This is a genomic window from Leisingera sp. ANG-M7 (assembly GCF_000813965.1).
Lineage (GTDB): Bacteria > Pseudomonadota > Alphaproteobacteria > Rhodobacterales > Rhodobacteraceae > Leisingera.
The window spans coordinates 176,974-202,646 of sequence record NZ_JWLI01000005.1; the positions used below are offsets into that span (position 1 = coordinate 176,974).

21 protein-coding genes are annotated in these 25,673 nt (G+C 59.9%); 4 read left to right on the top strand and 17 right to left on the bottom strand.

Translation table 11 applies throughout. The features are described from left to right. Positions 1–18: 18 nt before the first annotated feature. Genes RA26_RS06305 through RA26_RS06325 form a run of 5 tightly spaced genes read right to left on the bottom strand, consistent with a single transcriptional unit; the run spans position 19 to position 7,225 of the window. Positions 19–1,362, bottom strand: a complete 1,344-nt coding sequence (locus RA26_RS06305) for a CoA transferase (protein WP_039181460.1) — start codon at positions 1,360–1,362, stop codon at positions 19–21. Further along, on the bottom strand, positions 1,359–2,513 hold the full coding sequence (locus tag RA26_RS06310) for an ABC transporter permease (RefSeq protein ID WP_039181463.1): 1,155 nt from the start codon (positions 2,511–2,513) through the stop codon (positions 1,359–1,361). Before RA26_RS06310 ends, RA26_RS06305 begins: the two co-directional genes overlap by 4 nt. After that, the gene (locus RA26_RS06315; protein ID WP_039181466.1) at positions 2,510–3,538 is read right to left on the bottom strand and encodes an ABC transporter permease; all 1,029 of its coding nucleotides are present in this window, start codon (positions 3,536–3,538) and stop codon (positions 2,510–2,512) included. Before RA26_RS06315 ends, RA26_RS06310 begins: the two co-directional genes overlap by 4 nt. After that, the gene (locus RA26_RS06320) at positions 3,538–5,451 is read right to left on the bottom strand and encodes an ABC transporter substrate-binding protein (RefSeq protein ID WP_039181468.1); all 1,914 of its coding nucleotides are present in this window, start codon (positions 5,449–5,451) and stop codon (positions 3,538–3,540) included. Before RA26_RS06320 ends, RA26_RS06315 begins: the two co-directional genes overlap by 1 nt. Beyond that, positions 5,444–7,225 (bottom strand): ABC transporter ATP-binding protein, encoded by a 1,782-nt coding sequence (locus tag RA26_RS06325; RefSeq protein WP_039181470.1) that lies wholly within the window; start codon positions 7,223–7,225, stop codon positions 5,444–5,446. The genes RA26_RS06320 and RA26_RS06325 overlap by 8 nt, the downstream gene beginning before the upstream one ends. Before the next feature lie 426 nt (positions 7,226–7,651). Here RA26_RS06325 and RA26_RS06330 point away from each other — a divergent pair, with 426 nt between their 5' ends. Then, on the top strand, positions 7,652–8,317 hold the full coding sequence (locus RA26_RS06330) for a TetR/AcrR family transcriptional regulator (RefSeq protein WP_039181471.1): 666 nt from the start codon (positions 7,652–7,654) through the stop codon (positions 8,315–8,317). A gap of 30 nt (positions 8,318–8,347) precedes the next feature. Here RA26_RS06330 and RA26_RS06335 read toward each other — a convergent pair whose 3' ends face one another. Then, a complete protein-coding gene (locus RA26_RS06335) occupies positions 8,348–11,770 on the bottom strand; it encodes an indolepyruvate ferredoxin oxidoreductase family protein (protein ID WP_039182059.1) in 3,423 nt (1,140 codons plus the stop codon). A gap of 145 nt (positions 11,771–11,915) precedes the next feature. On the opposite strand from RA26_RS06335, the gene RA26_RS06340 reads away from it, so the two are divergent. Further along, a complete protein-coding gene (locus RA26_RS06340; RefSeq protein WP_039181474.1) occupies positions 11,916–12,374 on the top strand; it encodes an Lrp/AsnC family transcriptional regulator in 459 nt (152 codons plus the stop codon). A 122-nt stretch (positions 12,375–12,496) separates the two neighbouring features. Here RA26_RS06340 and RA26_RS06345 read toward each other — a convergent pair whose 3' ends face one another. Both RA26_RS06345 and RA26_RS23155 read right to left on the bottom strand, forming a co-directional pair. After that, entirely contained in the window at positions 12,497–12,889 is a 393-nt protein-coding gene (locus RA26_RS06345) for a DUF3307 domain-containing protein (protein WP_039181477.1), read from the bottom strand. A 168-nt stretch (positions 12,890–13,057) separates the two neighbouring features. Further along, positions 13,058–13,312, bottom strand: coding sequence for a hypothetical protein (locus RA26_RS23155; protein WP_241482606.1), 255 nt, complete (start codon positions 13,310–13,312; stop codon positions 13,058–13,060). Between RA26_RS23155 and RA26_RS06350 the strand changes: the two genes are divergently transcribed. Together RA26_RS06350 and RA26_RS06355 are read left to right on the top strand one after the other, a co-directional pair. After that, complete coding sequence (locus RA26_RS06350; RefSeq protein ID WP_241482603.1) at positions 13,193–16,081, top strand: ABC transporter transmembrane domain-containing protein; 2,889 nt, start codon at positions 13,193–13,195, stop codon at positions 16,079–16,081. The genes RA26_RS23155 and RA26_RS06350 overlap by 120 nt on opposite strands. A gap of 27 nt (positions 16,082–16,108) precedes the next feature. Beyond that, entirely contained in the window at positions 16,109–16,969 is an 861-nt protein-coding gene (locus RA26_RS06355) for a fumarylacetoacetate hydrolase family protein (RefSeq protein WP_039181481.1), read from the top strand. Between the two features lie 163 nt (positions 16,970–17,132). Here the strand turns inward: RA26_RS06355 and RA26_RS06360 are convergent, their stop codons facing one another. The 9 genes from RA26_RS06360 to RA26_RS06400 all read right to left on the bottom strand — a co-directional run bounded on the left by RA26_RS06360 (position 17,133) and on the right by RA26_RS06400 (position 25,562). Next, on the bottom strand, positions 17,133–17,417 hold the full coding sequence (locus RA26_RS06360) for an ArsR/SmtB family transcription factor (protein WP_039181484.1): 285 nt from the start codon (positions 17,415–17,417) through the stop codon (positions 17,133–17,135). 271 nt (positions 17,418–17,688) lie between these two features. Next, positions 17,689–18,795: a Zn-dependent alcohol dehydrogenase gene (locus RA26_RS06365; protein ID WP_039181486.1), complete on the bottom strand. Its 1,107-nt coding sequence runs from the start codon at positions 18,793–18,795 to the stop codon at positions 17,689–17,691. A gap of 124 nt (positions 18,796–18,919) precedes the next feature. Continuing rightward, complete coding sequence (locus RA26_RS06370; protein ID WP_039181489.1) at positions 18,920–20,257, bottom strand: lyase family protein; 1,338 nt, start codon at positions 20,255–20,257, stop codon at positions 18,920–18,922. Then, complete coding sequence (locus RA26_RS06375; protein WP_039181493.1) at positions 20,257–20,967, bottom strand: alpha/beta fold hydrolase; 711 nt, start codon at positions 20,965–20,967, stop codon at positions 20,257–20,259. The genes RA26_RS06370 and RA26_RS06375 overlap by 1 nt, the downstream gene beginning before the upstream one ends. After that, on the bottom strand, positions 20,960–21,751 hold the full coding sequence (gene pcaD / locus RA26_RS06380; protein WP_039181495.1) for a 3-oxoadipate enol-lactonase: 792 nt from the start codon (positions 21,749–21,751) through the stop codon (positions 20,960–20,962). Before pcaD ends, RA26_RS06375 begins: the two co-directional genes overlap by 8 nt. A 69-nt stretch (positions 21,752–21,820) precedes the next feature. Then, the gene (locus RA26_RS06385) at positions 21,821–23,017 is read right to left on the bottom strand and encodes an endonuclease/exonuclease/phosphatase family protein (RefSeq protein ID WP_039181499.1); all 1,197 of its coding nucleotides are present in this window, start codon (positions 23,015–23,017) and stop codon (positions 21,821–21,823) included. A 45-nt stretch (positions 23,018–23,062) separates the two neighbouring features. Beyond that, complete coding sequence (locus RA26_RS06390; protein ID WP_039181501.1) at positions 23,063–24,040, bottom strand: threonine ammonia-lyase; 978 nt, start codon at positions 24,038–24,040, stop codon at positions 23,063–23,065. Beyond that, complete coding sequence (locus RA26_RS06395; RefSeq protein WP_039181503.1) at positions 24,037–24,867, bottom strand: alpha/beta fold hydrolase; 831 nt, start codon at positions 24,865–24,867, stop codon at positions 24,037–24,039. The genes RA26_RS06390 and RA26_RS06395 overlap by 4 nt, the downstream gene beginning before the upstream one ends. Positions 24,868–24,875: 8 nt before the next feature. Next, positions 24,876–25,562 (bottom strand): haloacid dehalogenase type II, encoded by a 687-nt coding sequence (locus RA26_RS06400; RefSeq protein ID WP_039181505.1) that lies wholly within the window; start codon positions 25,560–25,562, stop codon positions 24,876–24,878. Positions 25,563–25,673: the final 111 nt, after the last annotated feature.

The window sequence follows — 25,673 nt, forward strand, 5'->3', positions numbered from 1 at the left end:
CTTCTTTGGCGTGATTTCTTAAGCCCAGGCAGGTGGAGCACTGCCGCAGCTGGTTGCAGCCGTCTCCCAGCGCATAGCAATACCGCTCATGCGGAGCGGTGCTGCAAGCCGGCGGCCAGGCCCCCAGCTGCTTGCTTCGATTTCCGGTGCGTAGTCGCTGTCAACGGGTCCGGTGATTTCCGGACCTTCGGCAGATTTTTCCATCCCGGCCAGCAGTTCCGCCGTGCGCGCTAGCGATAGGCGGGCCTGTGGAACTGCCTCACCTTGTGCTGCTGCGGTCAGTGCCGAAAGGACTGCGGCGGCCATTAGGTATCCCGTTGCATGATCGAGCGCTTGCACTGGCAATGGGTGCGGCTTTTCCGTTCCAGCCCAGTTCCGGCCCGCATCGGCAACTCCCGCGCTCATTTGCACCAAGCTGTCGAATCCGCGCCGTGTGGCCCAGGGGCCTGTCCAGCCATAGGCGTTCAACTGCACCTCGACGGTGTTTGGCGCAAGTTGCCTGCGGGTCTCAGCGCCGTACCCCAGCCCATCCAAGGCTCCGGGCCGATAGCCGTGCACCAGTACATCGGCCTGGTTGAGCAAGGCTTCAAATACCTGCCTGTCGCTACCCTTGGTCAGATTGAGTGCGGCCATGCTCTTTCCCAGAGAGATGTCAGTAATCACACCGGGTTCATCCCAGCCAGGCGGGTCGATGCGCAGTACATCAGCTCCGAAACCAGCAAGCGTTCGGGTCGAGACTGGCCCTGCAAGAACACGGGTCAGATCCAGCACGCGCAATCCCGCCAGAGGCCGTGCTGCCGTTGCTTCCGGCCTGTCCCGCAGCTTGACCGGAGCGGGGCCTGTCCAGTGGATCAAGGGTTCTGTTGCCACTGAACGGCCCTGTGGGTGCATCTTCCAGTCAACACGGCTACGCATGGCGGCAGCTACTCCGCCAGCCGCCACAATTTCGCTTTCGAGCCCGTCCGCCTGCCAGTGTTTTACCGCATCAGCTACCGCTTCCCTAGTTCCAGGACAACCGATAACACGCAGCGCAGCCTTACGGTGATGCGGAAGGTTGGTGTGCAGGCGGATCCAGCCGTCCTGGGCTTTGTAGACACCTGCTATGTCATCCCACAGGTGCGGGAGCTCCCAGCCCTCGGGCCGGAAGCTATAACCGAACCAGAGTGAGGCAAGCCGCTGATCCACAGTAATTTCTGGCGCAGAATTAGCCAGGTTCATCGCTTCGATCAGACTTGCCAATTCCTGACCCACGGCGCCAATCGAAGCATTGGCCAGATCTGTGACAGCGAAGGCGCTGTGTAAATGGCCGTTGCTGGTCAAATGGTATCGATCAGTATCCGGCAGGGCGGTGAGAAGGGTCATTGCTGGTAGGGGTCGAGACTGTCGCGCAGCCCGTCTCCAAGGAAATTGAAGGCAAGCACAACGATGACAATTGGCAACATCGGTATGGCCAGCCACGGGTAAATTTCCACAGAGGTGAGGTTTTGCGCGTCGTTCAGCATCACCCCCCAGCTGACAGCCGGTGCACGCAGGCCAAGGCCGAGAAATGACAACGCAGTTTCACCAAGGATCATTGCCGGGATCGAAAGGGTGGCTGATGCGATCAGGTGCGACATGAAGTTCGGCAGCAGATGCTTGCGGATCACCCGCCCGGAGGAGGCCCCCATCATTTCCGCGGCACGGACATATTCTTCTTCCCGCAAGGACAGAAATTTGGCGCGGACTGAGCGGGCAAGGCCTGGCCAGTCGAGAATTCCAAGAATGATTGAGATGATGAAGAACACCGCAACAGGCGACCAGTTTGACGGCACCGCAGCAGACAGGGCGAGCCACAAGGGCAGCTCCGGCAGTGAACGCAAGATCTCAATCACCCGGTTTACCGTCCAATCGACGCGGCCGCCGAAATAGCCAGCGACGCTGCCGAAAAAGATACCAAGCACAAAAGAGACCGTGATCCCGATCAGGCCAACTGTCAGCGACAGCTGCGCGCCGTAGGACACGCGGCTGAAGATGTCCCGGCCCAGGCGGTCGGACCCCATGATGAAGATCGTCGCTTCCTCGCTGGCGCAGAATAGGTGTCGGTTGCTTTCGATGAAGCCAGCCAGGTTGTAGGTGCTGCCTTCGCAGAAAAACTTGAGCTTGAGCGGCCGCGAGGTATCCGGTTTGAACTCCCACTGAAAGGTTTCCAGGTTGGCCTCTGACGTCATCGGATAGACGAAGGGGCCGACAAACTCACCCTCGTGGAACAGTTTGATGGATTGCGGTGGTGAGTAGAGATGTTCCGAAAACCGCTGGTTGGGACCGTAAGGGGCGATGAAGCCGGCGAACGGGATCAGAAAGTAGGCAATGAAAAGGAAAATGCCGGAAATCAATCCCAGCTTATGGGTCTTGAACTTGCGCCATACCAGCAGCCAATTCGGGGCGTCGAGGTCCTTGCGCTCAAGCTCCAGCAGAGAGGCCTGTGGGTCGAAGGGTTCGTCATCGACAAAACGTCCGTCGGGCAGATGAGTCATGCGTCGCGCCCCTCATAGCGGATTCTGGGGTCAAGAAGCACCAGCAGCACATCTGAGATCATGGTGCCGATCAGGGTGAGCAGGGCTACGAACATCAGCACGAACCCCGATAGGAACATGTCCTGAGTCTTGAGCGCTGTCAGCAGGGTCGGGCCTATTGTTTGCAGACCTAGCACCACCGACACCAGCACCGAGCCTGAGATCATCGAGGGCAGCAGGTTTCCGATATCTGCAACAAAAGGGTTGAAGGCCACCCGCAACGGATATTTTGCCAACATGCGGGAGGGGGCCATACCCTTAGCAATGGCGGTCTCCACATAGGGTTTGCCCAGTTCGTCCAGCATGTTGGCGCGCAGGCGCTGCATCATAGCCGAGGCGCCAGCTGTGCCGATCACAAAGGTTGGAACAATAAGGTGAACCAGAATAGATTTCACCTTGTCCCAGTTCATTGGCATCCCCTCGAATTCAGGGGCCATAAGCCCGCCAATCGGCAGGTCAAACCACCGGTGTCCGTAATAGAACAGGATCAGAGCCAGCAGAAAGTTCGGGGTGGCAAGGCCGAGGTAGCCCACAAAAGCCGTCGTGTAGTCGACCCAGGAACGGGCGCGGGCAGCCGCCAGCACCCCAAGGGGCAGGGCAACAGCATAGACAAAGATCACTGCAGCCAGGTTCACCAGCACCGTCAGCCAAAGACTGTCACCGACGATATCGGCCACAGGGCTGTCAAATTCGAAAGACCAGCCAAAGTTGCCCTGGACCATACCGGAAAACCCATGCGGCCCTGGCATGAATCCCATCCAGATCATGTACTGCTGCCACAGTGGCTTATCGAGAGCATATTCTTTTCGCAGGAATTCAGCCTTGGCCACCCCCGCGGACTGTCCGGTTGCCTGCAGTTCGGCAATTTGGTTCGACAGGTAATCTCCGGGCGGGAGGTTAATAATCACAAAGATCAGAACCGAAACCACCAAAAGTGTCATCAGCATGGTGCCAAAACGGTAGATGGCGTATCGCAGTATCTCCATCAGTCCAGGCCATCCTCGAAAAAGAATTCATCCGGCCGGTAGACGCCGAAATGCGCGCCCGGATCCCAGGCCCAGATTGCTTTCTCCGGCACATTGCGCAGTCGGTTGCTGACGACCACGGGTTGCGGTGCAGCTGCTATCACACCGATGGCGTAGACCTGTTCGGCGTGGATTTTCAGCATGGCGTGCCATGCAGCCATGCGTTCGGCCTTGGTCGTGGCCATGTCCCAGTCCTGCAAAAAGGAGAGCAGCTGCTGGGCCGGCGCCATGTCTGGTGGTTCGCCTGAATTGCCACCGGTCTGATAGAACTGACCCCATTTCGGCCAGGACAGAAAGACCTGATCAGTCGGCGCCAAGTAAACGGGGGATGTATAGGACTGTGGCAGGCCGTTGTCCCAGCCAAACCAGGCAGAAGCCATAGAACTTCCTGAGAACACGCGGTTCCTGAGAATATCGCGGTCCAGAGGCCGCATAATCAACTTAACGCCGACATCGCGCCAGTCATCGGCGATGATCTGCAGGGCGTTTTCCACTTCCTGCCGTTCACCGGCGGTTTCCACGATCAGTTCCATCAGGCGGCCATCAGGTAAATAGCGGATGCCATAGCCGTCCTTGTCCGTTAGCCCGGCTTCGTCCAGCAATTGGTTGGCGTGCTCTGGGTCAAACTGTGCCCATGCATCCCTAAAGGCGGGATCAAAGAGCTCGCTTTGCTCCAAAACGGTCATCGCGCCGGGTTTGGCAAGATTGAAGTAAAGCGCCCTGTTGATTGCGCGCCGGTTGATTGCAAGCGATAGAGCACGCCGCACCCGCGCATCGCGCAGAATGTTCCGCCACACCGGGTCCTGAGTGTTCAAGTTCGGGTAGATGGCGATTTGCGAGGCCGCACCGTTGCCCCAAAGATAGGTTTTGTAGCCGGAGTTGTCCTTTTCCCCCTTGCGTAGGATAGGAATGTCGCGGAAGTCCAGCCCGCGGGCCTGCAAATCGGCTTCCCCGGCATTTGATTTGGCGGCCACCAGACCTGCAGTCACGATCTCCATCTCGACGGTATCAATATAAGGCAGCTGGACACCCCGGCTGTCGATCCGGTGATAGTAAGGGTTGCGCACAAATTGGTGGCGGATCTTCTTGCCAGGCGAGGCGTTGATCCACGGCTGCAGCGTCGGAAGCTCGTGATTGTCGAACTTGTACATATTGTCGTACTTGTTGTGCAGCGCAGCCCAGCTTTTCACGCGAGCATAGTCGACTTCTTCCTCCAGAATTTCAGGGTCGGCGTAGTCCGCATGAAACTGTTTCAGGTACTTGGCCGGGCGGTAGATAAAGGGTGGGCGCGCCTGGGCCAGCATGTGCAAGAAGCTTGGGTTGGGATCGTCCCATTCATAAATTACTGTGGTTTCGTCAGGGAAGCTGACCCGCGGGAGCTTACCCATCACCCGCAGGAAATCCGGCGGGCCGGCGGGACTCAGGAGTTCGTTGTTGGCAACGTCGTCCCACCAGTAGCGGAAATCGTCCGATGTGAAGGCGTCGCCGTTGGACCAGCGGTGCCCGGGCCGCAGTTTCAGCGTGTAGCGGCGATTCCCCTCGTTTTCATATCCCAGAAGGATATCCGGCTTTAACTGGTACTTCTCATCATAGCCTGCCAGCCGTGCGTATCCGTAAACAACCATCTGCCGGATGTCCTTGGAACGGGTGACCATCGTATTGAGGGTGCCTCCCTGAAGGCCAAAATCCCGGCCTTTGGCAGCCAGATCGACCACCAGCGGCACCTCGGGCAAGCGCTTTGCCGCAGGGGGGAGGTATCCCGCCTGAACCTCCGACTTCCAGAAGCTGCTTTCTTGCACTGTGATGTCTGCAAGAGTACTAAAAGGCGCAAAGCAAAAGGCGGCGGCCAGCAAAGGTTTCAGGGCATCAAGCATGGCAGCGCACCTTGTGGCCAGGTTCCAGGTGTTTCTTTCCTACCAGAGGTGGAGCTTCAGCACCGTTAAATCTGAACTCCTCTGGCCAGTCCTCAGGGGCACCTGCACCCTGCGCCACCAATTTCAGGTCGATTGGCCGGTCTATGTCAGGCTCCGGCTGGGCAGCGATCAGAGCCTTGGTATAGGGATGTTGCGGATTGTAGAACAGTGTTTCCGGCGGTGCCTGCTCGACGATCAGCCCACGCCGCATAACGGCAACTTCATCTGCAATCCGTGCCACCACGGCCAGGTCATGGCTGATGAAAAGATAGGACAAATTGTGCTGGTCGCGGATTTCCTCCAGCAGCCGCAGGATTTGTTCCTGAACTGATACGTCCAGTGCTGAAGTCGGTTCATCGCATACTATCAGAGCAGGGTCGAGCATCAGCGCGCGCGCAATTGACAGGCGCTGGCGCTGGCCGCCGGAAAAGGCGTGGGGATAGCGTTTCAGCATATCAGGCGACAGACCTACCAGGCGCAGCATTTCCGCAGCCTTGTCGCGCCGCTCGGAACGGGTGCCTATGCGATGGATGTCCAGCGGCTCCATCAGCGTGTCTTGAATGCGCATCCTTGGCGACAGTGACGAGTACGGATCCTGAAACACCATCTGAGCTTGTTTCTGAAAAGCTGTTCGGGTTTCCCGGTCCATGTTATGCACTGCGACGGGGCGGCGGCTGGGGTCTGGCCGGAACAGAACCTCGCCACCGGGATCGGGAGGCTCTGCCCCTAGGGCAATCCGGGCGGCTGTTGTCTTGCCTGAGCCGCTCTCTCCCACAATTGCCAGCGTCTCGCCGCGGGTCACCCGCAAGTCGATTTCCCGGCAGGCATGGATCAGTGTCGGGGCCTTCCAGCCTTTGCCTGCCCGCAGGGTGTAAGTTTTGGAGACATTTTTTATCTCCAGGATCAAATCATCGCGCGAAGGTGGGATCGCGACAACTTCCGCATCCGGAATCTCCGGTGCGGCGTCGAACAATGCCTTGGTGTATGGGTGCGCCGGCGATCGCAGCATCGGTTCGGCAGGCCCTGCTTCCATGACCCTGCCTTTGTGCATCACCACCACTTGCTCGGCCATATTGGCAACCACACCAAGATCATGGGTGACCAGGATCATCGCCATGCCGGTTTCGCGCTGCAGGTCCTTCATCAGCCCCAGCACCTGCGCCTGCGTGGTGACATCCAGTGCCGTGGTCGGCTCGTCAGCAATCAGCAGGTCAGGCTTCGCAACCATTGCCATGGCAATCATCGCCCGCTGGCGCATTCCCCCAGACAGCTCGAACGGGTAGGAGCGGTAGGTGCGTTCTGGTTCAGGAAACCCGACCCGTTCAAAACACTCCAAGACCACATTGCGTGCTTCACGTTCAGATTTGCGCCCGTGCAGCCACAGGACTTCGGATACTTGATTTCCGATCCGGTGCAGCGGTGACAGGGACCGCATCGGCTCCTGAAATATCATAGAGACCGTATTGCCGCGTACGTCACGCATCAAACGTTCGTCAAGCGTGGCAAGGTCCAGCTTTTTGCCCCGGGTCTCCAGAATTATCCGTCCAGAACGAAGCTGCGCCACCTTTGGCAGAATGCGCAGAACCGCTCGGCAGGAAATCGTCTTGCCTGAGCCGCTTTCCCCAACCAAGGCAAGTGTTTCGCCGGGCTGGACGGCAAAGCTGACGTCCTTGACAACGGAGTCTCCCTTGCCAAACCCGATGCTGAGGTTTTCGACGGACAGCAGCGGACGCATTCAAAATTGCCCGCCCAGCTGGTTCAAGGCGCTCATGAGATTGTGTTTTCCCCTGTTTTTTTCAACACCTTCGCGCGCCGAAGGCCGTTTAGTCAAACCCCATTTGGCTAGATGCCGGCTTTGCAAGGGGTAATCGCCCAGGCTGCTGAATGCGGTCTGGGGTGGGAAATGCATTGCAGCCAGCCTTCATAAGATTGGCGAGGACGTCCAGCCGGGTGCGCTAGCAATCGGAAACAAGAGATCACAATGACGTCAGGGAGGGCTCTTGCCGCCTGAGGAGATGGATCTTCGGAGCCGCATTTGCGGTGTGTCGCTGTTGCCACTCAGTTTCAACCGCAAATCATGGCGGACATGACTGACAGGTTGGCGCGCGCGGTGGTAGCGGAATAGGATGGCCCGGAACGAGACCGCTCCGAAAGGCCGCAAATGGCGCAAAAACCTGTTCTGCACCGGGATGATCCAGAGGCAGAGCCGCTAGTCGGTAATATCAAAGTCACCCGCAACGACTGGCTGAACGTGGCGATGGACGTGCTGATCTCTGACGGGGTGGAACAGGTCAAGGTGCTGGCGTTGGCAGAGCGGATGCAGGTTTCGAGATCCTCGTTCTACTGGTACTTCAAGTCGCGCCAGGACCTTTTGGACGCGCTTCTGAAAACCTGGGAGCAGACCAACACCACGGGCATGGTGCGTCAGGCCGAGGCGCCGGCCGAAACCATTACCGGGGCGGTTCTGAACGTCTTTCACTGCATCACCAACCCCAACCTGTTCAATACCGCCCTGGATTTTGCGGTGCGGGACTGGTCGCGCCGCTCTGGCAAGGTGCGCAGCCTGCTGGACCGCTCCGACCGGCGCCGGGTGGAAGCTTTGACGGCAATGTTTGCCCGCTATGGCTATCCGGAACGGGAGGCAATGACCCGTGCCAAGGTACTCTACTATATGCAGCTGGGCTATGACATGGCGGACCCGAACGAAAGCCACGCCCACCGCCTGGAAGTGACGCCCGAGTACCTCAAGGTGTTCACCGGATGCGAGCCGCTGGCTGAGGAGATCGAGGCCTTCACCGAGTTTACGCGCCAGCACTGGGACATCTGATACCCCAGTGCTGGCTTGTGATGGCTGGTTTTACATGCCGAGCAGCGCCTCATCCGCTGCATTTCGGACCTTCCCGGCGGCTTCCAGGCGCACCGGGCCGTAACCGCGGATTTCCATCGGCGCTTGCAGGATTTCCATGCAGGCGTCATGGGTGCCAGGCGTGTAGCGCCGGGCAATCTTGCTGAGCGCGGCCTCGTACCACGTCAGCAGATCGCGGTGCAGGCGGGCTTCCTCGTGGTAGCCAAAAATGTTGAAGGCGGTGCCGCGCAGGCGGCGTGCCTTGACCAGCAGGTTCAGAGCCGGGCGCAGCCAAGGGCCAAATGAGCGTTTCAGCGGCCGACCGCGGCTATCCTTTTTGCGGCTCAGCAGCGGCGGAGCGAGGTGGTATTTGACCGTGAAATCACCCTCGAATTCGTCCTCGATCTGATGGCGGAATTTTTCACTGGTCAGCAGCCGGGCAACCTCGAATTCGTCCTTGTAGGCCATCAGCTTGAACAGCGACCGGGCCGCCGCAGCGGTCAGCTGCACCTGTGCCTCAGCAGGCAAGGCGTCGCGGAACCGTGCTAGCGTTTCCTGATACCGCGATGCATATTCGGTATCCTGGTATCCGGTCAGGAAGGTTGCTCGCCGCTGAACCAGCTCTTGCAGCGTTTCGCCCTCGTCGGGAGTTTCCTTGTAGATGTCCTCGACCAGCTTCCGGTCTGCTGCCATGGCGCGGCCGATGGCAAAGGCGAGCCGGTTCTTTTCAATCGCAACGCCGTTGAGCTCGATCGCTTGATCCAATGCGCCGGCGCTGACCGGCACCAGTCCCTTTTGCCAGGCAAAGCCCAGCATCATGACATTGGCAAGGACCGCGTCGCCCAGCATCGTTTCCGCGGCCTCGTTGGCATCGAAGCCGGAAAGGTTGCCCGGACCTACAGCGTCGGCGATGGTCCGTTCTCGCACCCCTGCCATCAGGTCGGCATCGCGCCGCAGAACCAGATCGCCGGTGGGCATCTCGGCACGGTTCAGTACTACCCGTGTGCCCGCACGGTAATGAATCGAGGCCTTGGGCGCTGAGCTTACGACGACATCGCAGCCGATGACCGCATCAGCGCCGCCCTGGTCGATCCGCACCTGGTTCAGTGTCTCCGGAGACTTAGACAGCCTGATGTAGCTCAGCACTGTGCCGAACTTCTGGGCAAAGCCGGTGAAATCCAGCACGCTCGATCCCTTGCCCTCCAGATGCGCGGCCATGGTGATCAGTGCCCCAACGGTGACAACGCCGGTGCCGCCCACCCCGGTGACGAGGAGGTCAAACGGCTCTGCCAGGGAGGGAAGGTCCGGGGCGGGCAGCTGGGCTGCCAGTTTGGCGGCGTCCAGCCCGGCGGGCTTCTTCTTGCGCCGGGTTGCGCCCTCGACGGTGACGAAGCTGGGGCAGAAGCCGTTAAGGCAGGAGAAGTCCTTGTTGCAGGTGGAGAGGTTGATCTTGCGTTTGCGACCGAACGGCGTTTCCTTCGGCTCCACGCTCAGGCAGTTGGATTCAACCGAGCAATCGCCGCAGCCCTCGCAGACCAGATCGTTGATGAAGGCAAACCGCTTGGGGTCCTCCATCTTGCCGCGCTTGCGGCGGCGGCGCTTTTCGGTGGCGCAGGTCTGTTCGTAGATCAGCACGGTGACGCCGGGGATCTCGCGCAATTCACGCTGGACAGTGTCCAGTTCCGCGCGGTCGTGGAAGGTGGTGCCGCTTGGGAAATCCCCATGGCTGAACTTGCCGATGTCATCTGAGATCAGTGCAATCCGCTGCACACCTTCGGCACGGCAAGTCTGGGCGATGCCATGGACTGAGACCGGCCCGTCCACCGGCTGGCCGCCGGTCATCGCCACCGCGTCGTTATACAGGATCTTGTAGGTGATATTGGTGCCTGCCGCGACAGCCTGCCGGATCGCCAGCGAACCGGAGTGATACCAGGTGCCTTCGCCGAGGTTCTGAAACACATGCTTGTTTCCATTGAACTGCGAGGCAACGGTCCACGGCACGCCTTCACCGCCCATCTGGGCATAGCCTGCGGTTTCGCGGTCCATCCAGCTGGCCATCACATGGCAGCCGATGCCGGAAAACGCCTTGGAGCCTTCCGGCAGCTTGGTAGACGTGTTGTGCGGGCAGCCGGAGCAGAAAAAGGGCGTGCGGGTGGCGCCGGGCACGTTCAGCACTTTCGGCGGCTCAGCCGTCAGCGCAGCGGCCTTGGCCGGAAGGTTTTCTTCCGGGAAAAACTTGTCCAGCCGCGCCGCCACGATGGGCGCCAGCAGCAGCGGGCTCAGCTCACCGGTCCATGGGATCAGCGGCTCGCCCTGGCTGTCGTATTTGCCGACCATCTTCTCCGGCTTGCTGCCGGGCCAGTCATAGAAGTTTTCTTTGAACTGGCTTTCGATGATGCCGCGCTTTTCTTCGACAACCAGAACTTCCTGCTTGCCCTTCACGAACTTCAGCGCATCGGTGCGGTCCAGCGGCCAGACCATGCCGACCTTGTAGATGTCGATGCCCAGGCGGCGGCAGGCGGCCTCGTCGAGTCCTAGCAGCCGCAGGGCCTCCATCAGGTCCAGATGCCCCTTGCCGGTGGAGACGAAGCCGAAGCGGGCGTCTTTGATGTCATAGATTCGCTTGTCGATCGGGTTTGCCTCGGCAAAGGCGCGCACCGCGTCCAGCTTGGCGTGGATGCGGGTTTCGATCTCGGGTGAGGGCAGGTCGGCGCGGCGGATATGCAGCCCGCCAGGATAGTCCGGCAGCTCAGGGTAAGTGAACTGGCGATCCGGCTGCAGCTCGACCGAACGCGCGCTCTCCACGGTTTCCGACACCGCCTTGAAACCGACCCAGGTGCCCGAGTAGCGCGACAGGGCAAAGCCGTATTCGCCGAAGGTCAGGTATTCGGACACATCCGCCGGGTTCAGAACCGGCATGAACCAGGACATGAAGGCCACATCCGATTGGTGCGGCATCGACGAGCTGACACAGCCGTGGTCATCACCGGCGACGACCAGCACACCGCCCTTTGCCGACGATCCGTAGGCGTTACCATGCTTCAGCGCATCACCAGAGCGATCAACCCCGGGCCCCTTGCCGTACCACATGGAGAACACGCCCTCGACCTCACAGTGCGGGTCCAGAATGGCCTGCTGTGCGCCCAGAACAGCGGTTGCACCCAAGTCTTCATTCACGGCGGACATGAACTTGATGCGGTTTTCTTGCATCCGCTCCTTGGCGCGCCAAAATTCTAAATCGACCCCGCCCAGCGGCGAGCCACGGTAGCCGGAGACAAAGCCAGCGGTATTGAGGCCTGCTGCTTGGTCTCGGCGGGCCTGGTCCAACATCACCCGGGCCAGAGCCTGTGTCCCGGTCAGGAAGACCCGGCCCATGGTCATGTCGTATCGGTCGTCCAGTTTATAGCTGCGAAAGTCGTGGCTCAGCTTGGTCATCGCGGCGGAATCCTTGCGCGGAAAAATGGTTTGCGGAAAAGTAATCCACAAAGACTGAAAAGATTTGCCCGATTTGCTGGTTTTTTGGCGAAATGTGGTTAAGTGATCCATTAATCAGCTCTGAAGCGGGGGAAGTGACCAGAAAATGGATCTCAGCGATCGCGACCGCCGTATTTTGACGCTGCTTCAGGAGGATTCCCGCCTGTCCAATGCTGATCTAGCAGAGGCCGTAGGGATGTCGCCGTCTGCCCTTTGGCGCCGGGTCAAGGCTCTAGAGGATGCGGGCGTTATTGAACGCTATGGTGCAGTGGTTAATGCACCAGCAATGGGCCTCGGCTTTCAGGCAATCGTGCATGTCCATCTGACCCGCCATGATCCGGACAAACTGGTGGAGTTCATCCGCGCTGTTGAAACAAACCCATTGGTGCAGGAGTGCTATGCCACAACAGGTCAGGCGGATTACCATTTGCGGGTGCTGGCTCCGGACTTGGATGTCTACAACCGCTTTCTTGAAACTTTCCTGTTCCGGCTGCCTGCGGTCGCCAGTGCGCAAACCAACGTAGTTCTGCGCACAATCAAACGGGATATGCCTGTGTTGCCCTGACCGGGTCGTCTTTAACACGGCCCTTCTTGCTACAGAGCCAATGTACTTACCTGTGGTTCCTTAGGGATTTCTTTCCCGGCAGCGTTCCGGGGGAGGGCGGCTTCTGTTTTAGGACTCGCAGCTCAAGTTGCTGCGTACTTCACCCAGGCCCAAGCCATGGCGATATAGGTCAGCTGGTGCAGTGCCTGATCCGATCCCATTGCCTGCCAGAACATTGGCTGCTGAGGATTAAGTTTGTTGCGTTCGGAAAAGCGGGCTTTGCCGAAATCGATATGGAAATGCACCACCCACTCCAAAACCGCGAGCACGAAGATAAAGCTCAGCGGAGCACCAAACAGCTGAAAAGTTACTGCTGAACCGGCGATATGGACACCTGCATGCTGCGCACGCCCCATGTGCATATAAGCGCAGCGGCCAGACAGCATCTTCGGCGTCTGCAGGAAAAAGTCGGCAAACAGGTGTTTGACCTGCAAGGCGCAGAGAAGCAGCAGCACGGATCCGACATATTCCGGCAAACCAATAAGTCTCCTGAAAGTACACTTGGCTGGCACCTTACGGATTTTTTGCCGTCTGGCAAATGTTGCAACTGCAGGGTGCCGCAACGGGATTAGGCCGCTTTCTGCCCATTGCCTGCGCCAGTAAAACCGCGCTACCCATAGAGCAGCCTTGCCTGATGCCGCTAATTACGGAGCTTTCCCATCGAGCGCTCTCTGTTCCGCTTCATCTGGAAATACTCGAAACGCGACCAGCTGGTGCTGCTTGTCGTGACCGCTTGCCTGTTTCCGCTGCTCTACCTGACGCTTGAGCTGCCGAAACGGATCATCAACGACGCGATTGGTGCCGAAAGCTCGACCATTACTGTGCTGGGCCAGAGTTTTGATCAGCTGACGTTCCTCTGGGTTCTCTGCGGTGCCTTTCTGGTATCGGTGCTGTGCCACGGTCTGCTAAAGATGCGGATCAATACCATGAAGGGGGTGCTGGCGGAACGGATGCTGCGCCGCTTCAGGTATCAGCTGATCGCTCGTGTCTTGCGCTTCCCGCAGCCTTATTTTGAACGGGTAAGCCAGGGTGAACTGGTGTCGATGGTCACATCAGAGTCTGAGCCGATGGGCGGCCTGATGGGGGACGCCGTCAGTCAGCCGGTGTTGCAAGCCGGGCAGATGCTGACCATCCTGTTCTTCCTGTTCTTGCAGAACTTCTGGTTTGGAATGGCGGCGATTGCCTTGATTCCGCTGCAGGGCTGGCTGATTCCGATGCTGCAGAGGCAGATCAATCTCCTGAACAAGAAACGCATCAAGCAGGTGCGGTCGCTGGCTACCGAAATCGGTGAAAGCGCGGCCGGTGCTTCTACGCTCAGGATAAATGGCGGCTGGCGATACCGGATGGCGATCATCACGGCCCGGCTCGGGCGGCTTTACGATATCCGCTTCCAGATCTACCAGAAAAAGTTCTTTATGAAGTTTCTCAACAACTTCATTACCCAGCTGACCCCGTTCTTCTTCTACGCGGTTGGCGGTTACCTGGTTCTGCAGGGCAAGGTTTCGCTCGGGGCGCTGGTTGCTGCGCTGGCAGCGTACAAAGATCTTGCTTCCCCGTGGAAGGAGCTTCTGGCCTATTACAACCAGACCCAGGACATGAGCTTGCGCTGGGAAGTGATCCTGGAACGTTTTGCCCCGCAGGGCATGGTGAACGAAGAGCTGCTCACCGGAGAGCCAGACGAGCTGCAGCACCTTTCCGGAGATGTGGTGCTTGATTCTGTCACCGTGCGCGACACCGATGGCAACCTGGTGCTCGAGGAATTGAGTGCAACTTTCCCGGTCGGTCAGGTTGTTGGGATCGCGGCGCCTTCCGAAGAAGACCGCAGAGCGCTGGCAGAACTTCTGACGCGGGAAATTCTGCCGACCTCGGGAACTGTGACCGTGGCAGAGCAGGATTTGAGCGGGCTGCATCAGGCTGTGGTGGCGGCTCGCATCGGCTATGCCACATCGCGGCCGGTTCTGTTTCAGGGGTCCTTTGGCGACAACGTGATGATGCCGATGCGGATGCGCCCTCAGGGCGAGCCGCGAAATCAGCAAGAACTGGAGATTGCCATTCAGGCGGGGAACAGTCCGGATCCATTCGACGCGCCATGGCTGGATCCCAAACTGGCCGGTTTTTCCAGCGAGGCGGAGCTGAGAGGCTGGTGGCTGAAAGTAGTGGAGGGCATCGGCTCGGATACAGCCCTGTTCCGGCGCGGCATTGAGCAACGGTTTGAAGAAGCTGCACACATGGAACTGGCACAGCAGCTGGTCAGGTTGCGCCCATCGGTTCGTGAGGCGATCGAAAACGCCGGTCTGGATGTGCATGTGCATTTCCTGGACCCAGAGAGCTACAATCCGGCCTTGCCTGTTGCTGAAAACCTGCTGTTTGCGGCCTCTCACGAGCCACTGACCGGTGAAATGCTGCACCAGCAAAGAGACTTTCTGGATCAGCTAAAGCAGCTGGGTCTTGATGAAAGCCTGGTCGCACTGACCCGCGATGTAGTAGAAATGCTGCGGCAGATCTTCGGCGTGGATGGAACTGGCCATCCGCTTTTCCGTAAGCTCGGCCTGGATGTTACTGCATATGAAACCGCGCTGGCGCTGGTCGACCGGTCTGGAAGTGCTGAAGCATCGTCGCTCAGCCGGGAAGAATTGGCGCAGCTGCTGATTGTGCCTTTCACCATCTCAGCTGAGCAGATCGGGCCTGCCTTTGAAGATGATATGAAAGATCGTATCCTCGGTTTTCGCCGCAGTCACGGTGATGGCTTGCTGAAGTCCTTAGGCGCAGGTTTTGTGCCTTTTCAGCAAGACGCAATTACTCCCAGTCTAACAGTTCTGGAGAATGCCTTATTCGGTAAAATCTCCGATGCAGCGGGCGCTAAGGGCGACGAAGTGCGCAAACTGGTTTCAGATCTGATGGTTCGCGACGGATTGCGTGATCAGGTTGTGGAGTTGATCTTCGACATGCCTATTGCCGTCGGCGGGCAGGGGTTGGCAGCCAGTTTTGCGGAGCCGCTTGCCTTCTGCCGGGCTACAATCAAGCGCCCGGATATCCTGATCCTCGACTCTGCGATGGCGAGCTATGATCTGGAAACCCGCGTTGCAGTGCACAAGAACCTGCGCAAGCTTTTGCCGGGCACGACGCTGATCTATCTGGCGCCTGCGTTTCAGAGCCCGGACGTCTTTGATGTCTATTTTGAGTTGCGCCAAGGCAGGCTGGTTAGTGATGAGGCTCAGGCCGAGGCTGCTGAAGACGGCGCGGCTAGCCAGGACCTAGCGCGCAAGCTTCGTGCATTGGAACAGACAGAACTTTTCTCTGGCCTGAACCGGCGGCAGCTGCGCCTCTTGGCTTTTGGAGCACGCTGGTATGATGCCAAGGCGGGCGAGGTGGTTTTCCTCAAGGATGATGAGGCTTCAGACGGTGCTTACATGATCCTGTCGGGTGAGGCGGACCTTCTGCTGCCGCAAGAGGGGCGCGAGGATCGGCTGATTGCGCAAGTTGGACCAGGCCGGCTGGTTGGAGAACTGGGACTGATCCGCCAGGAATCGCGTGCACTTAGTATGGTTGCTGCCAGCGATTTGCGGTGCTTGCGGATCGGTGAAGAGGAATTCTTAGCAGTTGTCGAAAACGACGCTTCGACGGCCTTCAAGCTTCTGCAAGTGGTGGCTGGTTATGTATCCAACTGATCCGGTGACCGCACGGGAGAAAGTGAAATGAAACTGCTTAGATATCGCTTGGGCTCAGAGGTGCTCCCGGGACTGTTGGACAGTTCAGGTGCGATCCGGGACTTGTCCGCTCATGTGCCAGATATTGCAGGAGAGGCTCTAAGCGATAGCGCGCTGGCCCGGTTAGCCGCGCTAGATCCCGTTACACTGCCACTAGTGGAGGGGAATCCAGGCCTCGCCCCTTGTGTTGGACAGCCTGGAAAGTTTCTCGGCATCGGCTTGAACTACACTGATCATGCCGAAGAAATGGGGATGGCACTTCCAGAACACCCGATACTGTTCCTCAAAGCGACATCGTCGATTTGCGGGCCAGATGACGACGTTATCCTTCCCCGCGGCTCAGTCGCCTCTGACTGGGAGGTCGAGCTGGGCGTGGTAGTCGGCACCAAGGCGAAGTACGTGACCGAGGCTGAAGCGCTCGACTATGTCGCAGGCTATTGCGTGATCAACGACGTGTCGGAAAGAGACTTTCAGACCAAACTGACAGGGCAATGGACCAAGGGTAAAAGCTGCGACACTTTCGGGCCGGCCGGGCCTTGGCTTGTGACTAGGGACGAAGTGCCAGATCCGCAAAACCTTTGGCTGACCTGTGATGTGAATGGCACTCGGCGGCAGACGGGCAATACCGCTAGAATGGTATTTACCGTAGCGCAGATCATATCGCATCTAAGCGAACTGATGACGCTGCACCCTGGTGACGTGATTGCAACTGGAACCCCGCCGGGAGTCGGAATGGGGGCCAAGCCTGAACCGGTTTATCTAAAAACCGGCGATGTGATGCGCCTGGAGATCGAAGGACTTGGTGTGCAGACTCAGAATGTCAGGGCAGAAAGTGTAGAAGACGTATAGTCAATTGAGCGGCTATTCCCGTCCGCTTCCTTGCAGTTGAAGTGTCGAAGGCGGACAGTCTCAGCCGGTGGTAACAGTGTGGTGCAAACCAAGCCCTCATGATGAAAACTGTTCTTCAATCCGCTGTCCTGCAGGGCGTCAGTGAGACAGGGGCTGGTGGCTCTCACCCGCCATCGCAGAACTGTTTGTACAATAGGGCAATTATCTCTTCCGTGTTGCCGTTGTTCAGAGAATAGAACACGGCTTTGCCATCGCGCCGGGCTTCCACGAACCCATCCTCCCGCAGCCGGGCCAGCATTTGGCTCACCGCTGCTTGGCGCAACTCCAAAAGCTTTTCCAGTTCGCTGACTGATTTCTCCCCGGCGCTCAGATGGCAAAGGATCATAAGCCTGCCTTCATGCGCGAGAGTTTTCAGGAAAGCTGTTGCGGCTGCAGCACTTTCCTGCATGGTGGCTTCCGGCGGTTTGCCGTCACTCTTTGACGGTGGCACTGCTTCATTTCCTGCTGTTTTCTCACAACTTGCCCTCTAATGGCGACGGGGTCATCCAGCAGTTGAGTTTCACTCCGGTATCGGCGGAGAGCCACCGGTGAAGGGCCGGCCATGAGCGTAGTCGCGCCTGCAAAAGCCAAATCCAAAGAGAACGGCAAAGCGGCCATTGGCAGGCGGTGAATAATCAAACAGTGCGGTCGAGGATTTCCAAGACCTTCATCGCACCAACTCAGTGTGTTGTGCTGCTCCGGTCGAAAACGATGACGTTCCGCTTGGCGCTTCCTGTCTTAGTGTCAGCGATAGCCTCGTTGATCTGCTCCAGAGACCAGCGCCCGGAGATCAGCTCATCCAGCTTCAGGCGCCCCTGCTGATATAAATCCACGATCCAGGGAATGTCCCGCTGGATCACGGCATCGCCCATTTTTGAGCCGGTCAAACCCTGGCCTAGGGCTGCCAGAGCAACTGGTTCGTAAGCAGCCTTTGCACCCGAATGCGGCATGCCGATCAGGACAGTCTTGCCTCCGCGCGCCAAATAACGCAGCGCCTGATCATAGGCGGGGATGGCGCCAACTGTAACCAGGACAGCATCTGCGCCGCGTCCGCCAAGTGCTTCCTTGGCGGCTTTCCAGGGTTTCGCTTCAGTTGCGAGAACCCCGTGGGTGGCGCCGAATTCCTTGGCGGTTTCCAGTTTGTCAGGATTCATGTCGACGGCGACGATGCGGCGGGCGCCAGCAATACGGGCGCCCTGAATGGCGTTGAGGCCTACGCCGCCCGCGCCGATGACCACCACGTCCTGGCCTGCACGCAGCCGGGCCGCGTTGACTGCCGCCCCCACACCTGTGATCACTCCGCAGGAGATCAGCGCCGCCGCGTCCTTGCCGATTTCTGCCGGGATCTTCACGATCTGACGCTGGTCCACCACCACTTTCTCGGCAAAGGCGCCGCAAGCCATCGCCTGGTCCAGCGGTCCGCCGCTGGCTGTCTTCAAAGGACCGTTGACTGTGTCATGGGGCATTTCGCAAATCACCGGCCTTCCGCCCGCGCATGACGGGCAGTTGCCGCAGCTGCGGATCAATGTGACCACCACGGAATCGCCAGCGCTGAAACCTTGCACGCCTGTGCCGATCCTAGTGATCACCCCGGCGGCCTCGTGGCCGTAAACCGCAGGCAGATGCCCGCCCCAGGCACCTTCGGCAAAGGAAATGTCGCTGTGGCAGATTGCAACCGCGTCCAGCGTGACCTCGACTTCACCCGTGCCGGGCGGCGCCAGTTGCACGTCCTCGATGACCAGCGGGGCGCCGAATTCATGGCAGACAGCAGCTTTGATGGTTTGCATGATTATCCTCCCCGTTTGCAGTCAGGGTGACGCGCCGGGGTGGTTGCATCAAGCGGGAATGCGCAGGGCGGGACGCGTTGTAACGTCACGGAAGTCGCCCTGCACGCTGCCAGACGCGACTCTGTCAGGGCTTACGCAGGCTTTCCGTTTTCTTGCTGAACTGAAGGGCCTCCCAGGGTGCATGGCCCATCTGCCTGGCGGGGTCAAACAAGGCATCCGTATCCAGGTCCGGATAGTCCCGCGCCACTAGATCCCGCAACGGGGTTTGCGAGTCCTGAGCCTCCTGACACAAGGCTTTGACCGCCGCCTGGGCATCGGGCCGCGGCATCTGTGCCGCCAGGGAAAAGCTCAGCGCTTCGGCGTGGATCAGGCCCAGCCCGGACGACAGCGCAGCCGCCATGGCCTCAGCGCGTGGTGCAATGCCCGCGCACAGATCTTTGCCGGTTTTTGCACCAGCTGCCGCGCCCAGAACGATCTGCGGCAGGCACATCCATTCGGTGAACCAGGCCGCACCGTCGCGCTGATGCTGCTGCATTGAGGCGCCCTGAAGGACAGAGAACAAGCCGCTGCTCTGCCGGGCCAGCGCCGCCAGCATCGAGGGGGCAACCGGGTTTTGCTTCTGCGGCATGGTGGAAGAGGCGCCGGCTCCGCCGAGCGAAATCTCCTGGACCCCGCTTTGCGCCAGCGCAATGCAGTCTTCGCCGATTTTGCCAAAGGCGAGGTTCACGCGGAGCATCCAGTCCGCGATGCGCAGCACTGGTGTGCGGTCGGTGTGCCAGCTGCGCCCCGGATCCTGCAAGGCCAGCCCCCTTGCCATGGCGGCGCGTACCTCTGCCGCCTTCATTCCCAGCGCGCTGGACGTGCCCGCCGCGCCGGACAGGGACACCATCAGGCAGGATTGCCGCAATCCGGGCAGCTCTTCCAGCAGGTTCAGCAGCGGGGTGCCCCAAGCCGCCGCCACCGCGCCGAAGCTGGTAGGGGTTGCATGCTGCCCGTAGGTGCGGGCGGCCATCGGCAGCTCCGCATGCGCCCTGGCCAGTTCGCCAAGCGATAGCACCACGGCCTTTACGTCCGCCTCGACCAGCGCCAGCGCCTGGCGCAGCCGCAGCATCAGCGCGCTGTCCATGATGTCCTGCGAGGTGGCCCCCCAATGCACATACTGCGCATGTTCGGGGGCCTTCATTTCTTCGCGGAACGCGGCCACCAGCCCCGGAACCGGCACACCGTTCTGCCCCGCGGGCTGTTTCAGAACACCCGGGTCGACGGCAATCTCGACCACAGCACGCCCGATCGCGGCGGCACTTTCCTGCGGGATCACACCTGCCTCGCCCTGCGCCTTGGCCAGCGCGCCCTCCACCAGCAGCATGGCGCGCACTTCGGCACTGTCCGAGAACAGACGGCTGGCCTCGCCGCTGCTGAATAGGCCGCCATAGATCTGGCTGTCAAAGACAGAACCTGCCATCAGAAGTCCTTTGCAATCTGCCCCATCAGTTCTGCCAGACCTTCAGGGTCAGCGAAGAATGGTGAATGGGATGTGTTCATATCATGTGCCCGCCCCAGCGGCAGGCGGCCCGCCATCTGAGCCTGGTATTCAGGCGGAATGACCCGGTCTTCGGTGCAGCGGATGTAGGCCTTGGGAACGCCCTCGAACCGTTCGCTCAGGTGGACCGGCGTGTCCTGCGGCAGGATTGGCTGTGCACAGAGGTTTTCCATGGCATAGCGCACCGCTTCGGCCGGGCAGTCGTGATAGAACAGGTCTGGCGTGGTCTCAGGCACCAGACTGTACGCGGTGCCTGCCTCGTTCATCCGGGTTGCGCCTTCCAGGGTCTGCCGTGGCCCTGCCTTGCGCATGCCGATAAGGGAAATACCGCTGACCGGCAGATAGGCGCAAAGGTAGATCAGACCGCGCAATCGCTCTGGATGCGCCTCTGCGGCTGCAGAAATGGGAAAACCGCCCCAGGAATGCCCGATGATCAGGGTGTCCGGGGTTGAAGCCGCGGCAACTGCCTCCGCCGTTTCCGCCAGTGTGACCGTCGCCGGATCACGCCCGTCGGCATGGCCGGGCAGGGTGATGCTGCGAGCAGTGTGGCCGCGGGCCTCCAGCGCCGGGACCGCATCGCGCCAGCACCAAGGGCCGTGGCAGGAACCGTGAACAAGAAGAAACTCAGCCAATGTGCCCGGTCTCCTTCAGGAAGGCCGACAGGCGTTCAGCGTATTCATCCGGCTGTTCGACACAGGGAATGTGGCCCGCACGCCGGATCAGGTGAAACTGGCTGCCTGGGATCAGGTTTACCGTCTCGCGCACCAGATCGGGCGGGGTGGAGCCATCCTCTGATCCTGCGATGCCCAGACAGGGCAGCCTCAGCCCGCTGGTCGGAGTGTAGAAATCGGTGCCCGCAATAGCTGCGCAGCATCCTGCGTAACCATCGCGGGATTGCTGAACCAGCATGTTGCGCCACAGCTGCAGCTCCGGCGCCGGCCGGAACCCGCGGGCAAACCAGCGCTCCATCACCGCATCGGCCAGTGCCTCGATGCCGTCGCCTTGAACGGTCCTGACCCGCTCTTTCCACATCTCGGTGGTGCCGATCTTGGCGGCGGTATTCGACAGCACCAGCGCACGGATCTGGTCCAGCCGCTTGACTGCCAGCCCCTGCGCGATCATGCCGCCGATCGACAGGCCCACGAACATGCAGTCGCGCACCTCCAAATAGTCCAGCAGCCGCTCCGCATCCCGCACCAGTGCGCCCATCGAATAGGGGGCAGACGGGCAAGAGGACAGCCCATGACCGCGTTTGTCATAGCGGATGATGCGCAGTCCTGCGGGAAGCCTCTCCGCAACGGCATCCCAAACCCTCAGGTCGGTGCCGAGCGAATTTGCAAAGACAATGGGGGCGCCGCCTGGGTCACCGTCAACGCGGTAGTGAAGCTGGACATCGCCCAGATCTGCAATCTGCATGGGTACCTCGTTTCTGCTCAGCGGCAGTCTACCTGTGGTGGGACGGGGAGGTAAAGCTACCGGCTGAACTCAGCCGTGCAGCTCCATATGGGCCATGATCTGGCCATGGTCCGAGGCAAGCTTATTATACGGAGCTTCAGGGTGGCTGCCATCGGTCAGATGGTCGTTGAAGACGCTGTAATAGTGCATCTTGCCGACCGCTCCGTGCCAGTCCGGGTCGAAATGGCGGGACATGTAGATTTGATCGATGCTCTCATGCACGCCGCCAAAAGCAGTGGTGTAGACCACATCACGCAAGGATTTTCTCAGGAAAATCTTCTCGGCGGAGCGCAGACGCACACGATCAACGGCTTCCTGGATTTGCGCGTCCTCAGCCTCGCCGTAGCGGTCGCCCGCGTGTTCAGCATCATGGCGCAGCATCCAAGTATAATTTTTGAACGGCACCTCTCCGGAGATGATTTCGCTGCTGACCGCGTGTTCGCCGTCGTTGAAATCTCCCAGAACCATAACCGGGCGGCCTTGTTCCAGTTCATCCAGCACAGCGCGGCGCAGCACCCAGGCTTCGCCCATGCGCCGCAGTGCTGCGCGCAAGGCCCCCATCGCGCGGCCTGCCGCGTCATAAGCCGTCAGCACAGTTTCAGGCGGGTAGGGGGCACCCTGCGGTTTGATGTACTCGCCCAGTTTCGATTTCAGATGGCAGTTGAACACGCTGATCACCTGATCCCCAACCGGCACCTGCACCTTAAGGATAGGGCGCGAAAGCCGCCGCAATGTATAAAATCCTGCGTCTTCTTCCTCGCCCAGGCAGGCCATCGGAATATTCAATGGCTGTACCAGGTCCTGAATGACCTCAGGCTCACCCGCGAAGCCAAACCGGGATAGCACCGCCAGCCCGGGCCGCCGTTTGCCCGGCTCGCCCGTATCATTCAGGTTGGGGGCGAAGGCCAGTTCCGCCTCGGCATAGGAGCCGTAGGCCAGTTTCTGGAAAATAGCCTTGCGGTGATAGCGTTTCGCTGGATCCGGGATGCTGGCCGCATTGGCTTCCGCACCGCGGCGGTCAGCCTCGGCGATCACCTGCCGCAAGGGCGCTTCCTCGAAGATTTCCTGAAACCCGACAATGTCGGCATTCAGCGTAAGCAGCTGATCGGCCATCCAATCCGCCTTCCACGCGTACTCCTCCGGCGTGTAGCTTTGAAAGCGGTAGTATTCCCGCTCCGGGCCGATCAGGTTTTTGACGTTGAACGAAGCAATGGTGAAACGTGTCATGACGTGTCCCCTTGGCTGCCGGGCGGACAATCGCACGGTCAGATCTCAAGCATAACGCGACAGCGCCTCCCGGAACAGCGCCGCATCGACGTTGCCACCGGTGGCAACTGCAATCACAGTATTGCCTTCGATCTGATCCGCGTGGAACAGGGCCGCCGCCAAAGAAGCCGCGCCTCCGGGTTCCAGCACGATCTTCAGACGTAGGAAAGCAAGCGCCATGGCCTGCAGCGCTTCGTCCTCAGTGACCACAATTCCCGGCCCGCACAGGCGGCTGAGGATGGGGAAAGTGATCTCGCCTGGTTGCGGCGTAAGGATCGCGTCGCAAATTGAGCCGGACAAGCTGGGGTTCTGCCGGATTTCACCTGCCGCCAGCGAACGGGTCACATCGTCGAACCCCTCCGGCTCTACCGGGCGCACACGCAGTCCTGGTGCGCGGGCTTCCAAGGCCAGGGCGATGCCGGAAGACAGCCCGCCGCCACCGCAGTTGACCAGCACATCCGCTTTGGCGATGTCAGCAGTTGCTGCTTGCTCTGCAATTTCCAGCCCGCAAGTGCCCTGGCCGGCGATCACAAGCGGTTCGTCATAGGGCTTGATCAGCGTCAGCCCGCGCTCCTCGGCGAATTTGGCACCCACTGTCTCGCGGCTTTCACCTCCCGCACGGTCATACAGCACCACTTCGGCTCCCAGATCACGGGTGTTTTGGATTTTAAGTTGCGGCGCATCTGCCGGCATCACGATCACCGCAGGCGCGCCATGCGCCTTGGCCGCAACCGCCACGCCCTGCGCGTGGTTGCCGCTGGAAAATGCAATCACCCCGCGCTTGCGGTCTTGTTCCGGCAGCGCCGAAACCGCCGACCAGCCGCCGCGGAACTTGAAGGACCCGGTATGCTGCAGGCATTCCGCCTTCACCAGCAGGCGCCGCCCGGCGATCTCGTCGAGGAACGGTGAGGATAGCAGCGGAGTCACGCGTGCATGGCTCTTGAGCCGTTCAGCCGCAGCTTCGATCATGGCAATTGAGGTCATTCGATTTGATCCAGAACTGATTGAGTTAGGGCGAGCGCCTCCGGCTCGTCCAGAAAGGGGACATGGCCGCGGTTGGCAACTTCGACTGCTTGCAGGGCCGTCAGCCGGCGCTGCATCTCCACGTATGTCTCTGCGCTAAGAATGTCGGAATTTGCGCCCCGGATTACGCCGCAGGGCAGGCCGTCCAGTGCCAGGAAAAGCGGCCACAGGTCCGGCGGAGGACCTGCCTTGGCCTGCGCCAGTAAAGAGTCGCGTAGGCGCGGGTCATAGCGCAGGGAAAGACCGTCCGGGGTTTGATCGTAGAACGTTTCAACCTCTTCGCGCCATCTGCTGGCCGGGACGTCCTTAAAAGCTGGTGCCATTGATGCTTCCAGCGTTTCGGCAGCCTGGTCCCACGTCTTGGCTGCCGGGCGCCGTCCCACATGCTCCATGATCCGGGCAATGCCTCCGGGCGGAATTTCCGGGCCGACGTCATTCAGAATAACCGCCGACAGCCTGTCCTTGGCCATTGCCGCCAGCATCATTGCCACAAGCCCGCCGCGCGAGGTGCCGAGGATGGCAACCTGAGGCAGTTCCAGGTGATCCAACAGCTCCAGCACATCCTGCGTCTCACGCAGAACGTTGTAGTTCATATAGTCAGGATCTTGGTCCGATTGCCCGCGCCCGCGCGCGTCCAAGGTGATCATTCGGTATTGCGCAGCATGCGGCGCAAAATAACGAAAGTCCCGGCTGTCGCGGGTAAGACCCGCTAAACAGAGCAGAGGCGGGCCCTCACCGGTGTCGGTGAAGTACAGACGCAGCCCATCGGTTGTTTCGAAGAAAGGCATGAAGGAATTCAGCCCTTTGCGAGGTCAGGGATCTTGGTTAAATCTGCCATGATATGCGCAGGATTCCAGGGCAGGCGGTCCACGGGTTCTCCCGCCCTGTTTACCCAGGCAGTCACGAAACCATAGCCTGATGCCCCGGCCGCGTCCCAGCCATTGGAAGAGACAAACAGCACCTCGTTTCTGGTGCAGCCAAATCTCTGCCCGACCAGGTCGTAAACCCGGGCGTCCGGCTTGAAGATGCCCACGCTTTCCACTGACAGCACATCATCCAGCACGCCCCTCAGGCCCGCCGACTGCACGGCGCCATCCAGCATCGCAGGAGAACCGTTTGACAGGATCGCGGTTTTCAAACCCGCATCCTTCAGTTCTTGCAGCATTGCAGGCACTTCCGGATAGGCCTGCAATTCCCAGTACAGGTCCAGCAGCCGCTGCCGCAGCGCTACGTCGCCGCTCAACCCGACTGCCTCCATCGCCCAGTCCAGCCCGTCCTGAGTGACATCCCAGAAATCTGCGTGCGCATTGGTAATGGCGCGCAGCCATGTGTACTGCAGCTGCTTCAGGCGCCAGTGATTGGCTAGCTCCGCCCAGCTGTCCTGCAGGTGTGGAAATTCCGGCTCGCCGGCAGCCTGCCGGGCAGCAGCGGCGACATCAAAAAGGGTCCCGTAGGCGTCGAATATACAGGTGGTGATCGGCATGGTTCTCTCCCCTGCGGCGAGCCTTGCATGAAGGCCCTGGCAAGGCAAAGCGGGAAATTGTACCCATACGGGTTTACATCGCGTCTGCGGCCGCTAGGCTGCCCCCCTTTA

Coding starts and splice junctions, on each gene's coding strand:
- RA26_RS06360 (WP_039181484.1), bottom strand. CDS start 17,417: ATGCAGGAAAGTGCTGCAGCCGCAACAGCTTTCCTGAAAACTCTCGCG.
- RA26_RS06340 (WP_039181474.1), top strand. CDS start 11,916: ATGGATCTCAGCGATCGCGACCGCCGTATTTTGACGCTGCTTCAGGAG.
- RA26_RS06400 (WP_039181505.1), bottom strand. CDS start 25,562: ATGCCGATCACCACCTGTATATTCGACGCCTACGGGACCCTTTTTGAT.
- RA26_RS06315 (WP_039181466.1), bottom strand. CDS start 3,538: ATGGAGATACTGCGATACGCCATCTACCGTTTTGGCACCATGCTGATG.
- RA26_RS06385 (WP_039181499.1), bottom strand. CDS start 23,017: ATGACACGTTTCACCATTGCTTCGTTCAACGTCAAAAACCTGATCGGC.
- RA26_RS06395 (WP_039181503.1), bottom strand. CDS start 24,867: ATGCCTTTCTTCGAAACAACCGATGGGCTGCGTCTGTACTTCACCGAC.
- RA26_RS06365 (WP_039181486.1), bottom strand. CDS start 18,795: ATGCAAACCATCAAAGCTGCTGTCTGCCATGAATTCGGCGCCCCGCTG.
- pcaD (WP_039181495.1), bottom strand. CDS start 21,751: ATGCAGATTGCAGATCTGGGCGATGTCCAGCTTCACTACCGCGTTGAC.
- RA26_RS06355 (WP_039181481.1), top strand. CDS start 16,109: ATGAAACTGCTTAGATATCGCTTGGGCTCAGAGGTGCTCCCGGGACTG.
- RA26_RS06310 (WP_039181463.1), bottom strand. CDS start 2,513: ATGACTCATCTGCCCGACGGACGTTTTGTCGATGACGAACCCTTCGAC.
- RA26_RS06330 (WP_039181471.1), top strand. CDS start 7,652: ATGGCGCAAAAACCTGTTCTGCACCGGGATGATCCAGAGGCAGAGCCG.
- RA26_RS06320 (WP_039181468.1), bottom strand. CDS start 5,451: ATGCTTGATGCCCTGAAACCTTTGCTGGCCGCCGCCTTTTGCTTTGCG.
- RA26_RS06325 (WP_039181470.1), bottom strand. CDS start 7,225: ATGCGTCCGCTGCTGTCCGTCGAAAACCTCAGCATCGGGTTTGGCAAG.
- RA26_RS06390 (WP_039181501.1), bottom strand. CDS start 24,040: ATGACCTCAATTGCCATGATCGAAGCTGCGGCTGAACGGCTCAAGAGC.
- RA26_RS06305 (WP_039181460.1), bottom strand. CDS start 1,362: ATGACCCTTCTCACCGCCCTGCCGGATACTGATCGATACCATTTGACC.
- RA26_RS06370 (WP_039181489.1), bottom strand. CDS start 20,257: ATGGCAGGTTCTGTCTTTGACAGCCAGATCTATGGCGGCCTATTCAGC.
- RA26_RS06335 (WP_039182059.1), bottom strand. CDS start 11,770: ATGACCAAGCTGAGCCACGACTTTCGCAGCTATAAACTGGACGACCGA.